Annotated in this window: 14 protein-coding genes; 10 read left to right on the forward strand and 4 right to left on the reverse strand. The window is 56.6% G+C overall.

Annotation, left to right across the window (positions count from 1 at the left end):
- Position 1 precedes the first annotated feature (1 nt).
- The 3 genes from AC2FJF_RS21450 to AC2FJF_RS21460 all read right to left on the reverse strand — a co-directional run bounded on the left by AC2FJF_RS21450 (position 2) and on the right by AC2FJF_RS21460 (position 3052).
- Complete coding sequence (locus tag AC2FJF_RS21450; RefSeq protein WP_058271699.1) at positions 2-190, reverse strand: hypothetical protein; 189 nt, start codon at positions 188-190, stop codon at positions 2-4.
- 97 nt (positions 191-287) lie between these two features.
- Positions 288-2189 carry a multiheme c-type cytochrome gene (locus AC2FJF_RS21455; RefSeq protein ID WP_496727106.1) on the reverse strand — a complete coding sequence of 634 codons (1902 nt, stop codon included), beginning with the start codon at positions 2187-2189 and terminating at the stop codon, positions 288-290.
- The gene (locus AC2FJF_RS21460; protein WP_496727107.1) at positions 2186-3052 is read right to left on the reverse strand and encodes a YihY/virulence factor BrkB family protein; all 867 of its coding nucleotides are present in this window, start codon (positions 3050-3052) and stop codon (positions 2186-2188) included. Before AC2FJF_RS21460 ends, AC2FJF_RS21455 begins: the two co-directional genes overlap by 4 nt.
- 178 nt (positions 3053-3230) lie before the next feature.
- On the opposite strand from AC2FJF_RS21460, the gene AC2FJF_RS21465 reads away from it, so the two are divergent.
- From AC2FJF_RS21465 to AC2FJF_RS21500, 8 genes are all read left to right on the forward strand, one after another.
- Positions 3231-4316 (forward strand): AI-2E family transporter, encoded by a 1086-nt coding sequence (locus AC2FJF_RS21465; RefSeq protein ID WP_496727108.1) that lies wholly within the window; start codon positions 3231-3233, stop codon positions 4314-4316.
- A gap of 3 nt (positions 4317-4319) precedes the next feature.
- Positions 4320-5432 (forward strand): acetoin utilization protein AcuC, encoded by a 1113-nt coding sequence (locus AC2FJF_RS21470; protein WP_496727109.1) that lies wholly within the window; start codon positions 4320-4322, stop codon positions 5430-5432.
- 107 nt (positions 5433-5539) lie between these two features.
- Complete coding sequence (locus AC2FJF_RS21475; protein WP_496727110.1) at positions 5540-6517, forward strand: AAA family ATPase; 978 nt, start codon at positions 5540-5542, stop codon at positions 6515-6517.
- Positions 6518-6534: 17 nt separating this feature from the next.
- On the forward strand, positions 6535-7482 hold the full coding sequence (locus tag AC2FJF_RS21480) for a DUF58 domain-containing protein (protein ID WP_496727111.1): 948 nt from the start codon (positions 6535-6537) through the stop codon (positions 7480-7482).
- Complete coding sequence (locus AC2FJF_RS21485; protein WP_496727112.1) at positions 7479-7952, forward strand: DUF4381 domain-containing protein; 474 nt, start codon at positions 7479-7481, stop codon at positions 7950-7952. The genes AC2FJF_RS21480 and AC2FJF_RS21485 overlap by 4 nt, the downstream gene beginning before the upstream one ends.
- Before the next feature lie 227 nt (positions 7953-8179).
- Positions 8180-8935 carry a VWA domain-containing protein gene (locus AC2FJF_RS21490; protein WP_496727113.1) on the forward strand — a complete coding sequence of 252 codons (756 nt, stop codon included), beginning with the start codon at positions 8180-8182 and terminating at the stop codon, positions 8933-8935.
- On the forward strand, positions 8932-10437 hold the full coding sequence (locus AC2FJF_RS21495; protein ID WP_496727114.1) for a VWA domain-containing protein: 1506 nt from the start codon (positions 8932-8934) through the stop codon (positions 10435-10437). The genes AC2FJF_RS21490 and AC2FJF_RS21495 overlap by 4 nt, the downstream gene beginning before the upstream one ends.
- Positions 10434-11657 carry a hypothetical protein gene (locus AC2FJF_RS21500; RefSeq protein ID WP_496727115.1) on the forward strand — a complete coding sequence of 408 codons (1224 nt, stop codon included), beginning with the start codon at positions 10434-10436 and terminating at the stop codon, positions 11655-11657. Before AC2FJF_RS21495 ends, AC2FJF_RS21500 begins: the two co-directional genes overlap by 4 nt.
- Positions 11658-11659: 2 nt before the next feature.
- On the opposite strand, the gene AC2FJF_RS21505 is transcribed toward AC2FJF_RS21500, so the two are convergent.
- Complete coding sequence (locus tag AC2FJF_RS21505; RefSeq protein WP_233493432.1) at positions 11660-12313, reverse strand: Crp/Fnr family transcriptional regulator; 654 nt, start codon at positions 12311-12313, stop codon at positions 11660-11662.
- 221 nt (positions 12314-12534) lie between these two features.
- Between AC2FJF_RS21505 and AC2FJF_RS21510 the strand changes: the two genes are divergently transcribed.
- A complete protein-coding gene (locus tag AC2FJF_RS21510; RefSeq protein WP_282168262.1) occupies positions 12535-14145 on the forward strand; it encodes an arylsulfatase in 1611 nt (536 codons plus the stop codon).
- A gap of 73 nt (positions 14146-14218) precedes the next feature.
- The gene (locus tag AC2FJF_RS21515) at positions 14219-15193 is read left to right on the forward strand and encodes an HAD family hydrolase (RefSeq protein ID WP_496727117.1); all 975 of its coding nucleotides are present in this window, start codon (positions 14219-14221) and stop codon (positions 15191-15193) included.
- Positions 15194-15199: the final 6 nt, after the last annotated feature.

Genomic DNA, 15199 nt, shown 5'->3' on the forward strand with positions numbered 1-15199 from the left:
ATCAATCGTCCAGCGAAATCCGATCCTCTGTCAGCACCTGTTCGCGCAGTGAAGCGGCGGCAATACCTTGTATCAACAACGCTTGGCCGTGATTGATGTATTCCGGTGGTCGGGCCCGCAATTCCTCGATCCGTTGCGACAAAGCCAGTGGCTTTTTGAGCTTGGACGTGTGGACCGGTTTGAGAAACATGTGTCACCTATAAGCTGGGGCAATTCTTGCCTCAGCTTGATCGGTAACTATGAAATTTGCCGGGAAAATGACGGAAACCGGGCCAAGCCGTGCCGTTTCAGCGGCCCAGTTGTTCCTTCAACTGCAATAGGTTCGGGTCCTCTGGGATGATCTCTAATCCCTGGGCCAGAACATCGCGTGCGGCCTGAGGTCCACGATTGATCTGCGCCAGTTGCACCAGCATTGGCCAAGCTTCGGCGCGTTGCGGGTCCAGCGCAACGACCTCTTGAAACGCCCGCTCGGCAGCTGGAGCATTGCGGAACGTCAGGGCCATACCGCCAAGCACGAGATGCGTTTCAGGAAAATCCAGACGGTTGGAAATCGCCGACTGCCACTCGGACATGCCCTGCCCCGACAATTGCTGTTGTTCCGCAGTCAGAGCCTGCGGCGGAATGTTCAGAAACTCTTTTGCCGCCGAGATGCGGACGTTTCGCAACGGGTCGGACAGCAGCGGCTCAAGCCGTTGGATTTGATCGGGCAAGCTGGCCTGACGCTGCAACGGCGCTGCGTTTGCGCGAACCAGAGCGTCCTCGTCCTCCAAAAGCCCAGCCGTTCTGGCCGCTATATCAACGGACCCAAAAGGTTGAAGCAGATAGGTGGCCGTGGCGCGCACGATACCGGGTTGATCACGGTCGGTCGCAATGTCCAGAAGTTCCTCCGGCCCATCCGCTCGACCAAGCGTTGCTGCCTGAAAGGCCGATCCAAAATGCGGTTCTCGATGCGCGCTGTCAGGAAACCAGCCTTCGATCTGTTGGGCGGCCCATGTCTGATCCTGATCCGAATGGCAACCCGTACAGGCATCCTGCCCCAGCCCCAAATCGGGACGAGGTACACGGAAACTGTGATCGCGCCTGCCGTCGACGCCCATATAGACACGCTCGATCATATGGCAGGACTTGCACTGCGCACCCTCGCTATTCTCTGGGTGATTGTGATGTTCCGGCACGTCGTACTCTTTGGCAGCCAGGGTTGGAAACTTGGGATTCGCGGCAGGCGAGTGACACTGCGTACACACCCCGTTTCCATCTGCCCTCAGACCTGCGCTATGCGGCTCGTGACAATCCATGCAACCCACGCCGCGGTCATACATCTTGGATTGCAGGAATGAGCCGTACACATAGACTTCATCCAAAATCTGACCGTCCGGGTGGTACAATCCCGGACGCAGGACCGCCAGATTGTAGGCGTCATGATAGGGCGTTCCGGGCAGCGGGTTGCCATCTCCATGCGCCTCACGACGAGAATGACACCCGGCGCATTGCTGAATCTCGGCCTCGGTCTGGCCCTTACCCCAATCCATCAAGAACCCGGTATCGCCCAGACCCTGCGGCAGGCTTTGCCCCCCGACCCACTCGATATGCGCAGAACCCGGGCCATGGCAGCTTTCGCACCCTACCCCGATCTCGGCCTGTACCGAGTCGTACGTTCTGGTTTCAGCGTTGTACTGTTTCTCAAAACCGGTCGCGTGACATTCCGCACACCGTGCATTCCAGTTCTTGTAGGGTCCGGTCCAGTGCAACCCGTCATCTGGGGGTAAATCCTGTTCGGGATAGAGGTGAAACCACTGCTTGTTCTCGGTATCCCAAACAACATCGAAACTCTGCAACCGGCCGGGTTCTGTTTCGAACAAGTATTGCTGCAACGGCTCAATGCCGACGACGGAATGTACGCCGTATTCGGTGGTCACTCCGCCTTTTTCCGTGACTTTTGCGCTCAGCGCGCCTTCGGTGTCGGTGAATTCAACGGACATCCCGTCATGGTCGAACCGCGTTCCGTCAAAATCGGCAACAACAGCCCCGTCTTCAACCTCGGTCCAGGCCAGCGCGTGGTGGGAATTGGACCATGCCGCCGCCTCGTCCTTGTGACATTCAGCACATTGATCCGACCCGACATAGGCCGGAGACTGGCCAAAGGCGGCCACAGGCACAAACAGCCCGACACACAACGTCAGAAATTTCACTGAGAACCCCGATCCTGATTGTCTTCCAGATCCATCAAAGCGCCGTTGTATTCGGCGCCAAGGATCAGAATGGCCGCGCACAGGTACAAAAAGATCAGCGCCGCCATGACGCCAGCCAATCCCGCATACGTGGCGCTGTAGCTGGCGAATTGCGCGATGTAGATCGAGAACCCCCACCCGCCGGCCGCCCACAAGGCCAACGTCAGAACAACGCCAGGCAGAATTTGCATCAGCTTGTGCCGCCGCGTCGGCAGGATCAGATGCGCCAACAGGACAGTGCCCGCCGGAACTGCAACCGTGAAGGTCCAGCGCAACCTGTCTACCGACAACCAGTCCGAAACGTTCACATCAGTCTTCTCGCTTACCAATTGGGTATAGGCGGGCAAAACAACTTCGACCGCGGCAATGGCCAGAATGGCAACGCCACCAACGATCACCAGCCCCAGGCACAGCAATCGGGTTTTCCAGAACGGCCAGACGTCCCTGTCATGATAAGCCTGGTTCATGGCCGCGCGAACCGCCAGGACACCGTTTGAGGCGAAGAAGATCGCCAAAAGACCACCCAGCGTTATGACGCCCGAGCCGGATTCCCGCAGGACGGCCCGCAATTCAGCCACGATTGGCCCCGCGACGTCTTTGGGCCACGCCCCGAACACAAGCTCGATCAGTTCATCGGTGACATAGCCCTGGGACAACGACCCCGCCAAAGCCACTGTGAACAACACAAATGGAAACAAGGCCATCATCAGAGACATGGCGACGTGGCTGCTCATCACGAACCCGTTTTTGTTGTTGAACCGCACTACGGCCAGCCACAGGGCTTGAACCGGTCTACCAACGAAAGGAATCACACGTGCGCTCATGCGCTCAGCCTAACCCGCCTCTGCTTTGCTCTGAAATGGCAAATCCCTTCAGAACGTAAATTATCTCGCCCAAATGTTTGGGCACATTGCAGAATCTCGCCCAGCGGTGCAGGATCATCTTCCAGAGCGACCACCAATCGTTGTAACGTGCCACGCGACATCACAGGCGGGCTAAGCGATGACTTTGGAACCTGATCAGAACACGGGCGGCCCGCGGCTAAGGCTGTCGGTTGTCCGCGATACGACAATTGTTGCCACGCTGATTGTGCTGGGACTTTATGCGGGCTCGGCTTTTTTGATCCCGCTGACCATGGCTTTGTTGATCAACGTTTTGATTATCGCTCTGAGCGACCGGGTTATCTCGATGGCGCGGGTGCCCGTCTGGCTGGCCAACATCGCCGCGGTCACAGTTGTTTTGGCTGGCTTGTTCGTGATCATGTACATCCTCGGCAGCCAGGCGACACAGTTCGCCCGATCCATCAGCACGTATGAAACCCAATTCGACGGCGCGGTGAACCGGGTCACGGGGCTGGTTGGCAATGACGTCACCACGTTCATTCGCGACAATCTGGTCAGTATCGACATGTCCTATGTCGCGCGCGTGTTGCTCAGCAGTGCAACATCGCTCCTGAACCAGTTTTTCCTGATCAGCCTGTACGTGGCCTTCCTGATGGCCGAGCGTCTGGCCTTTCGCAAAAAGATACAACTGGCTGCGGGCAATCCCGAAACCGGGGCCGAATTCACCACAATTCTGGATGCGATCACATTCAGCCTGCAGCGCTATGTCGGGGTGAAAACCTTCATCAGTCTGGTCACCGCGGGCATCAGTTACTCGGTCTTCAAGGCCCTTGGACTTGAATACGCCGAGACATGGGCCGTGCTGACATTTGCGCTGAACTTCATCCCGTCCATCGGGTCGATCATCGCCGTGATTTTCCCGGCCATGATTGCCCTGGTTCAATATGAAACGATCGGGCCTTTCCTGATCATCGTGCTTGGCTGCGGCACCATCCAATTTCTGATCGGCAATTTTGTTGACCCCGCCTTGTTAGGCCGGTCACTGAATATGTCTACGTTTCTGGTGATCCTCGCGCTGACGTTCTGGACCACCGTCTGGGGGCTGATCGGTGCGTTCCTGAGTGTACCGTTGACCGTCTGCATTCTGATCATCTTCAGCCATATCCCTGCGCTTAGGCCTGTGGCAATTCTGATGTCTCTTGATGGCCGCCTTGGTGATGACAACGTGCCTGCACGGACCCAATAACCTGTGCAAAACCCGATCTTCATAGGGTCCGAGATCTATCGCCATTCGACTTATGGCTCAAAACACCCGCTGGCTATACCGCGCGTCTCCACCGTCATGGACCTGTGCCGCGCGCTGGGCTGGATCAATTCGGAAAATTACAGGGTCAGCCCACGCGCAAAACCCGACGCGCTGCACCGCTTTCACACGCCGGACTACATAGAGGCGTTGCAGGCCGCGGAAAGAGCTCAAAGCGTCTCGGATGACGTACGCACGACCTATGCGCTGGGCACTCTGTCCAACCCGGTTTTCCCCGAGATGTACCGACGACCGGCTACAGCGGCCGGAGGATCGATGCTGGGCGCTGAACTGATCCGCGACGGCGGCATCGTGTTTAATCCTGCCGGCGGAACACACCACGGCTTGCCCGACCGTGCCAATGGCTTTTGCTATCTGAACGACCCGGTGCTGGCGATCCTGACACTGTTGCGAATGGGCCTGGACCGGATTGTCTACGTCGATATCGACGCCCATCACTGCGACGGGGTCGAGGCCGCCTTTCAGGGTTCGGACACGGTTCGGATGATTTCCATTCATGAATCCCGACGGTGGCCGTTCACCGGCAGGCTTGATGATGACGCGGGTGGCGCGGCGTTTAACCTTCCGGTGTCCAGAAACCTCAACGATGATGAATTTGACGTCATTCTCGACCAACTGATCCTACCTGCCACCGAGGCCTTCAAACCGCAGGCCCTTGTTCTTCAATGTGGTGCCGACGCGGTTGCCGAGGATCCGTTGTCTCGACTGGCGCTGTCAAACAACTCTCACTGGAAGGCCGTTGCCGCGCTGAAGGGCATTGCGCCCCGGGTTCTGGTTCTGGGCGGCGGCGGGTATAACCCATGGTCGGTTGGCCGCTTGTGGACCGGTGTTTGGGCCACATTGAATGACTTTGATATCCCCAATGCGCTGGGCGTGGACGCACAGGCCATCCTTAAAGCCCTGAACTGGAGCCGGGCAGCCGGTCGAAACCCTCCGATCCATTGGCTTCAAACCCTGCGTGACACACCAAACAACGGTCCTATCCGGCCAGAACTAAATGAGGACTTGCACCGGCTGACGGCGCGGATTTCACAGTAGATCGGCGACACAAAGGCTGCTAACATTCCGCTGTTACAGGACATTTTCTAATCACCGCACAAAGTAAAAATTCAGTTTCAATAACTGACGCCGATTGGACCCGCCAAATGAATGCACTTAATCAGATAAATGATCTTAAAGCCCGCATGGGACAATCGATCATCGGGCAGACTGACGTGATCGACCGATTGCTGATCGGGATGTTGGCCAACGGAAACTTGCTGATTGAGGGGCTTCCCGGTCTGGCCAAGACCCGCGCGGTCAAGGCAATGGCACGTAACTTAGACGCACGTTTCAGCCGGATTCAGTTCACTCCGGATCTGCTGCCATCCGACGTTACGGGGACCGAGGTGTTTCAGCAGACCGATGACGGTGGCACATTCCGTTTCGAGCCAGGCCCCATCTTCGCCAATATCGTTCTCGCGGACGAAATCAACCGCGCGCCCGCCAAGGTTCAGGCTGCGTTGCTTGAAGCGATGGAGGAACGGCAGGTAACCGTCTCGGGAACCACGCATAAAATGGAACCGCTGTTTATTGTGATGGCGACCCAGAACCCGATTGAACAGGAAGGCACCTATCCCTTGCCCGAAGCGCAGATGGACCGGTTCCTGATGCACGTTCAGATCACTTACCCTCCGGTCGAGGATGAGGTTGAGGTGATCCGCTTGGTTCGCGGGGAAGAGATTTCTGCGGGCAAGGGCGCATCCAAAGATACACCACCAGCAATCCCTCGGGACGCTGTTTTTGCTGCACGGGCCGAAATCGGCCAGATCCACGTATCCGACGCAATGGACCGCTACATGGCCGATCTGGTGCAGGCCACGCGAACGCCCGGCGCGCTCAGTGACGAGCTGGCCAGCTGGATCGACATAGGAGCAAGCCCACGCGCCTCGCTGGCATTGGACAAATGCGGTCGCGCGCATGCCTGGATGAACCAACGCGACTATGTCGACCCCGCCGATATTCGCGCCATCGCACATGATGTATTCCGCCACCGCATCACCCTGAGCTTCGAGGCACAAGGAAGCGCCAAATCGGCGGATGATGTGATTTCGGAAATCCTGCAGCTTGTTGCGCTGCCCTGAAACCAAAGGAACGCCGCGTGTCCCAGACCGCCGCATATCCCGACGACCCACGCATATACGTTGATGCGGACCACCTGTTAAAGCTGGGTCCAAAGTCCCGCGCGATCAGCCTGTTGCCTCGCCAACCTGCCCGTTCGATCCTAAACGGCCGGCATGCCTCACGCTTGCGGGGGCGCGGCCTGAACTTTGAAGAACTGCGAAACTACTTGCCCGGGGATGACATCCGTACCATCGACTGGAAAGTGACCGCGCGCACCGGAGAGCCCCATGTTAGGGTCTATACCGAGGAACGCGACCGCCCCGCCCTTTTGCTTGTGGACCAGCGCGTTTCGATGTTTTTCGGCACGCAAGTCTACATGAAATCGGTCATCGCAGCCGAAGCCGCAGCGATCGCTGCACACCGGGTGCTGGGGCAAGGCGACCGGGTCGGTGGGATCGTCTTTGGCGATACTGATGTAGCCGAGCACCGACCCCAACGCCGACCCGCTGCACTGACGCGGTTCCTGTCATCGGTGGGCGCGCTGAATTCAAACCTACGTGCAACGCTGCGGGATGAACCAACCGTGGCGTTGAATGACGTACTGAAACAGGCCGCGCGGATCGCGCATACCAATACTTTGGTGTGTGTCTTTTCCGATTTCGATGGGCTGAACGAGGTGTCAGAGAAACTACTTAGCAGACTTTCTGCCTCGAATGACCTAATATTGTTCAATATTTCTGACCCCAGTTCGCGTGAACTTGCCCCGAACCTTCAGCTTACGGTGTCCGATGGCGACCGTCAGATTGAACTCGACAGCTCGGACCCCGACTTGTCGCACCGAATAAGAACAGCGCTGGAAGATCGCCTTGCTCAACTGCAGACGTGGTCGCGCCGCTATGGGTTTCCGGTCGTGCCTCTGACCACGGCGGAACCAACGCTCGACCAGTTGCTCAAGCAATTTGGTCATCCCGGAGGCCGAAGATGAGCGTCGATGTCGAAGGCAAATCACTCGTCGACCTGCTGGATATGCTGGAACCTGCCCCGGTGCCCGAGCCCATATCCATGATGCCGCAGACCTGGGGATGGGGCGTTTTGGCCCTAATCCTTGCTGGGCTTATCATCCTTGGCGTTTATGCCTTTCTTCGCCACCGACAGTTGAACGCATACCGGCGTGAAGCGTTGATCGAATTGGCCGCGTCAGACAACGACACCGCAAAGATAGCCGAGATACTCCGCCGCACGGCTCTGGTCGCGTATCCACGTCGGAAAGTCGCTGCATTACATGGAGAAGATTGGACCAACTTCCTAAACCAAACCTCTGATAATGTTACCTTTACTGATGGCGCTGGCCGCCAACTTTTGGAAGCACCATACAGAGATGTAAAAGCCGATCCTGATCTGGAAATCCTCGCGCGAAATTGGATCAAGTCCCATAAGCGGGAAAGGACAGCGTGATGTTCTCCTTTGCCGCGCCTTGGGTTTTCCTCCTGCTCCCGTTGCCATTTTTAGTGTATTGGGTTGCCCCACCGCACCGCGAGAAAAGCAGTTCGATCCGCATCCCATTCTTTCGCCATGTCGCACAGGCCGCTGGGGTTGAACCCAAGTCAGGTTCCGTCATTCTCCGCCGAGCACGGTTTCAGGCCGCCGCAGTCGCATCGATATGGCTCCTTTTAGTGACGGCCATGGCCCGCCCTGAAAAATTGGGGGAACCGTTGGTTATCGAAAAGTCGGCGCGCGACGTGGTGCTTGCCTTGGACATTTCAGGATCAATGGACCAGCGGGACTTCACAACAACGGATGGCGCTCCAAAACAACGACTGGCCGCAGTTAAGGATGTTCTGCGTCAATTTATTGCCGAACGCCAAGGTGATCGGATGGCTTTGATCATCTTTGGTACTCGGGCCTTTGTCCAAGCGCCTTTCACCGAAGATCTGAACAGTTTGAATGGGTTCCTGGATCAAACTCAAGTCGGTATGGCCGGGCCCAACACCGCACTGGGGGACGCAATCGGTCTGGGTATACGCACCTTTGACTCCAGCGAGGTCGACCAGCGCCTGATGATCATTCTGAGCGACGGCGCAGATACGTCCAGCCGCATGACGCCGGTAAACGCCGCAGCAATCGCGGCCCAGAAAGGCGTCGTCATCTACACGATTGGCGTTGGTGATCCAGATGCCTCGGGCGAGGACAGGGTTGATCTGGACGCCTTGAAGGACATCGCAGTCCGCACGGGCGGCGAATACTTCTTTGCAGACGACGAAGAGGCATTGGCCGACACTTATGCTCGCATTGACGAACTCAATCCCCGGGTCGTGGAAACGCAAAGCTACAGGCCACGCGAAAGTCTTGCCCATTACCCGCTTGCGTTGGCATTGCTGACAATGCTCATTTCCATGACCAGCCAGCACATCATCCAGCGGCGCAGAGGTGAAGCATGAGTGGTGTGTTGGAAGATTTCCATTTTTTAAGAGCTGCTTGGCTGCTGTTTCTCATCCCAATTTCGATCCTTTGGTGGATGATGCGACCGAAACCAAGATCACACGCACAATCCCTGTCCGGTATCGCGCCGCACCTTGCTGCGGCTCTGACACTTGGGGCTGAGGACAAGAAGCGCGTGTACCCGATAGACGTCGCGATGATCGCTGCAATCCTTGTCACCTTAGCCGCGGCCGGACCGACATGGTCACGGGCCCCGAACCCTTTGGTCGCGGACACGGCACCGCTGGTAATAGCACTGAAGGTCACGGCCAGCATGGAGGAACCGGACTTGCCGCCATCCCGTCTGGAACGGGCGAGGTTCAAGGTGACTGACCTGATCAACGCGCGCGTCGGCGCGCAGACCGCATTAATCGCGTATGCTGGAACCCCGCACCGCGTCGCGCCCCTGACCGAAGACGCCAACATCCTGCGCCCTCTTTTGGAGGGTCTCGCGCCTGAGGTCATGCCAAAACCGGGGGACGCCGCGGCTGATGCACTGGCCCTTGCCGAAACGATCCTGAACGACAGTGATACACCCGGCGCAGTCTTGTTCGTTCTGGACGACCTTGACCCGTCTCAACTTGCTGCCTTTGAAAACACGACCGTGCCCGTGTTTTTTTTGACCATGCTGCCGAACGGTCAAAACATCGCTCAATTAAACGATCTGAGGACTGCGACGGTTGTTCCGTTCTCTAACGACGAACGTGATATCAACCGCTTAGAGCGTCAAATTCAATCTGCCTATACCGCAGCGCTGGACGACGATGACCGATTGGACTGGCAGGACAGAGGGTGGATGTTAGCCTGGCCCGCCGCGCTATTGTCGTTGCTTTGGTTCCGGCGTGGTTGGGTGATCCGTTTGTTGTTGCTGACTGTGATTTTTGCAGCTCCATCAGGACCCGCAAAAGCCGATGGTTGGCGAGATTGGTTCCTGACCCCGGATCAACAGGGGCAAATTGCCATGAATCAGAAACGCTATGACGCAGCGTCAGAGCTGTTTGGAGACCCGTACCATAAGGGCTATGCACACCTGAAAGCAGGTCAGTACCCCGAAGCAGCAGCAGTCTTTGCCGAACTGGACACGCCCGAGGCTGCGTTTTCCGAGGGAATGGCGCGCATTCGAAACCGCGAGTATAGGCCAGCCATAGCAGCATTTGAAACGGCCTTGGAGCGTCGGCCAAATTGGCCCGAAGCGCAACACAACTTGGACGTTTCCAAAGCAATCCTCGACTTCGTTGAAACAACCCGAGAGCAGTCGGACACAGGCGAAGAAGCGGGCATCGGCGCTGACGACACAGTCTTTGACAATGAGGCCGGGCGCGGCGAGGACACAACCATTCAGGCCCCCGCCGAGGACGCGCAGGCGATGTCTGCCGATCAATGGATCAGCACGATTGACACGGACATGCAGGACTTTCTGCGTAATCGCTTCCTGTTGGAAAATCAGGAACAACAGCAATGAGATACCTCATATTCCTCATTCTTTTCCTTCCAACGCAGCTTTTGGCGCAAACTGGCATTCAGCCGCAAGTCACAGTCGAGGCACCCACGGATCCCGTCACTGTCGGACAACCAGCAATCGTACGGATCAAAGTCCTAGTCCCGACGTTCATGCCGTCTCCTCCGGTGTGTCCGTCGCTCGAACAAGAAAACCTGCTTGTGCGCCTGCCTGAGCGTGCTTCTGGCCCAATTAGTGAAACTGTGGATGGCGAGACCTGGTCCGGTGTCCAACGCAGTTATCGTCTGTATCCGCTTCAGGTTGGGACAGTCGAATTCGGCACGCAAGACGTAGTTGTGACCTTTGCAGATCCCGATACGAATGCGCCGACGAAGGCCACCATCGCCCTGCCCGACGTCGCGTTAAATGCCGTGGTGCCCGAGGGCGCACGCGATCTGGACCCGCTGATCCTAGCAACGGGACTCACGGTCGACCAGCAGATCGACGGATCAACCGATATGGAAAACGGGGGTGCCATCACCCGACGCCTGACCGCAAAAATTGCCGGCACGACGCCCCTTCTGGTGCCTGAATTGATCCCCGACATGAAGGACCCGCTGCTGAGCGCCTATCCGAAAGAGCCGCGTTTTACCGAAAGCGAAGACCGGGGCGTTCTGTCCGGGCAGCGCGTTGATGAGATCGTCTACCTTGCGCAGCAAGGTGGCCAGACCCAACTGCCGCCTGTCACGATCCAGTGGTACAATCTGGATACCAATCAGGTTGAGAACATTGATATCGGTGCAGTTGAACTAACACTTGCGCCACCGGAGTGGCAACCGCCGGATGCAGATACGATTTTCAGGCTGCTCGCCTTGGCGGCCACGTTGACGCTGGTTATTTGGGGCTTGGTACGGTTCCTTGGTCCGCGTGTCAAAAAATGGAAAAAAGCGCGGCGGGACAGATATCAGAAATCTTCGGACTTTGCGCTAGATGCATTGAGGAAAGCCTTGCAAGCGCATGATATCTCAATGTCTTATTCCGCCTTGGAGTTGTGGAAACTGCGCAGCGATACCCCCGAAAAAGCAATTGGCCTGGAAGAGCAACTGGCTAGGATTGGGGCCGCAAGATACTCATCCCGCACCGGCTCAATACCTGAGGCTTGGGCTGCGGCATTGTCCGAACTCAAGGTTATGAAACGAGCGGAACACCGCGCTCGGAACCCGCTACCGCCGCTTAACCCGTAGGGTCAGCACTGGCAGGCGGCGATCAACTTGCGCCTATCCTTAAGCCGTACGCGGCCATACCCAAGTTCGATCAATCCCAGCTCTACCAAGTTGTGCAATTTACGGTGTAGCGTAGGCAACGACACTGCCACCATTTCGGCCAGTTCATCCTGTGACACGACGATCCACCCATCGGACTTTGAGGCCCCTTCATCCAAGTGCAAAAGGCGCAGAACCAACCGTTTTTCCGCCCCGGTCACTGCCAAATTTGCCATGATGCGCAGCGCAGTTTGCATATTCTCGTGCGATAAAGCATAGAAATCACGAACATATTCGGGGTTGTCACGAACAAGTCGGTCCAGCCGCCGAGACGGAAAAAACAATGCTCGCGTTTTCTGTGTCGCAACAACACTTACCAGTCGGTTGGACTCGGCTAACAACGCAAGATCACCGATCCAGAACCCGCCACCCTGTCTGTGGACAACGAAGTCCTGTCCATCATCCGCTGGTGCAGTGATTTGAACGGAACCCTCTAGAACCGCAAAGACCCCGTTGGCGGGATCTCCGTAGTTATACAGCGCCTCACCCTCATCGAAAGATTTTGCGACCCCGCATGCAAGTAAATCCGATTGAAAGCTTGCGCCTCGCGCCCCAAACCACCCTGAGGCAAGCAGCATCTGTCGGTCACGTGGGTTTTCAAACATTAGTATTCATCAATCTCATCATATGATAGGTTTCCAAGCATTGTCATAGCCTAAGGTAAGGCTATTCGATTCTCGACGTAATGTGAATTTTTCCTACCGGGAATCAATACGTTGTTGGCGGAAAAGATAGTCACCGCCATCAATTACTTTTAGATCAACGGATCATTAAGATCCGGCCAATTCAGGAGTAGACCATGTCACCACCCTTATTGATTGCAGATAGTTGGCGCGGCACATTGCGCAAATTCGCCGTAGCTTCCGTCGCGGTTGCGCTGGCCCTGCCTGCCTGGGCCCAGGATCAAAAGCCCAATATTCTTGTGATCTGGGGCGACGACATCGGACAATCCAATATCTCGGCCTATACGATGGGCCTGATGGGATACCAAACGCCGAACATCGACCGCGTCGCGAAAGAAGGCATGATCTTTACCGACTATTATGGTGAACAATCCTGCACCGCCGGTCGTTCATCTTACATTATGGGCCAGTCTGTCTTCCGCACGGGCCTGTCGAAAGTTGGCCTTCCGGGTGCTGATCTGGGAATGCAGGTCGAAGACCCGACCATTCCGGGTTTGCTGAAGGACCACGGCTATGTGACCGGTCAGTTTGGTAAAAACCACCTTGGCGACAAAGATGAGCATTTACCGACAAACCACGGTTTTGATGAGTTTTTCGGAAATCTCTACCACCTGAATGCCGAAGAAGAACCGGAGAATGAAGACTATCCGGGCGATGCGGTTCTTGCCGATGGTCGCACCTTCCGTGAAGCCTATGGCCCGCGGGGCGTGATCAAATCCAAAGCGGACGGAACCATCGAAGACACCGGCCCGCTGACCAAGAAGCGTATGGAGACCGTTGACGACGAAACCGTCGCAGCCGCGATTGACTTCATCAAGCGGGCCAATGAACAAGGCCAGCCCTTCTATGTCTGGTGGAACGGCACGCGCATGCACTTCCGTACCCACGTCAAAGATGAAATGCGCCAACAGGCCAACGAGATCTTTGGTGGCGTTGCTGATGAATACACCGCTGGCATGATCGAACATGACATGCATGTCGGGCAACTGCTGGACCTGCTGGACGAGCTTGGCATCGCGGACAACACCATCGTGCACTATTCTACGGACAATGGTCCGCACATGAACACATGGCCGGATGCTGCTGCGACGCCGTTCTGGGGTGAAAAGAACACCAACTGGGAAGGCGGATGGCGCGTTCCATCGATGGTTCGCTGGCCTGGTCAGATCGAAGCGGGCTCGATCACCAATGAGATCGTGCACCACATGGACTGGCTGCCGACATACCTGGCGGTTGCTGGCGACCCGGACATCAAGGAAAAGCTGAAAACTGGCTATAGCTCGTCCGGCATGGGCCGTGACTACAAGGTGCATCTGGATGGATATAACATCCTGCCCATGCTGACCGGCGAAACAACCGAAAGCCCACGCGCCGAGATTTTCTATTTCTCGGATGATGGTGACCTGACGGCTCTGCGCTATGACGACTGGAAGCTGATCTTCCTTGAGCAGAAAGCATGGGCGACCCTGCGTGCATGGATCGAGCCCTGGACCGAGCTGCGTATTCCTCTGATCGTGAACCTGCGTCGTGACCCTTATGAGCGCGCCTATCGCACCTCCAACACATATTATGACTGGTTGTTGGATCGGGCGTATTTCCTGGTTCCGGCACAGGAATACGTGGGCAACTTCCTGGCAACCTTCCAGGAATTCCCGCCGCGCCAGAAAGCGGCAAGCTTCAACCTGGATCAGGTCATGGACAAGCTGACGACACCGACAAACAACTAAGTCGTATCTAAAATCCAATCGGGCCGCCCCTTCAAGGGCGGCCCTTTTCATCTTGAAATTGAACGAGAAATTCATGCGACCTTTAGTTCTAAGCGCCCTGCTGTCCTGTGTCCCTCTGTCTCTGCTTGCTGACCCTCTGCCCAGTTGGACCGAGACCGAAAGCAAAGACAGGATCATCGAGTTTGTCGCCGCCGTGACCGACCCACAGCGCCCGGAATACGTGACGCCGGCAGAAAGGATCGCCGTTTTCGACAATGACGGCACGCTTTGGGCCGAACAGCCTGTGTATTTTCAAATGATCTTTGCGATGGATCGGCTAGCTCAGATGGCTGAGGATGACCCCTCGATCCTGACTACGCCCGTTTTGCAGGCCGCAGCGACAGGCGATCTGAAGACGGTCGCGGAAGGTGGTCATGATGCTTTGATCGAGGTGTTGAATGCCTCACACTCAGGTGTCTCAGTGGATGATTTCCAAGCTTCCGTAGCCGACTGGCTGGAAACCGCCCGCCACCCGGAAACCGACCTGCCCTTTGATCAGATGACCTATCAGCCTATGGTCGAGTTGCTGCGGTATCTGCGAGACGAAGGGTTCAAGACCTACATCGTCTCCGGCGGTGGAGTGCACTTTATGCGCGTCTTCGCCGAAGACGCTTATGGCATTCCGCCCGAACAGATTCTGGGCACATACATGGACACCACTTATGACAGCGCGGAAGGCGAACCGGTTATCACCAAAGCCGATGGCATCGCTTTTGTGGACGACAAAGAAGGCAAACCGATCAACATCGAGAGGACGATCGGCAGACGCCCGATTCTGGCCGGGGGAAATTCAGACGGCGATTTTGCCATGTTGGAATGGACCACGGCAGGCGATGGGCCACGGTTGGGTGTTTTGATTCACCATACCGATGCAGAACGAGAGTGGGCCTATGACCGTGAAAGCCCAATCGGCAAACTGGTCGATGGATTGGACAAAGGGCCAGACATGGGATGGGTGATTGTAGATATGGCGCAAGACTGGTCGCGCATCTACACTGGGGCGAACTGAACCACC

It is taken from the genome of Ruegeria sp. CDSB013 (genome assembly GCF_059611165.1).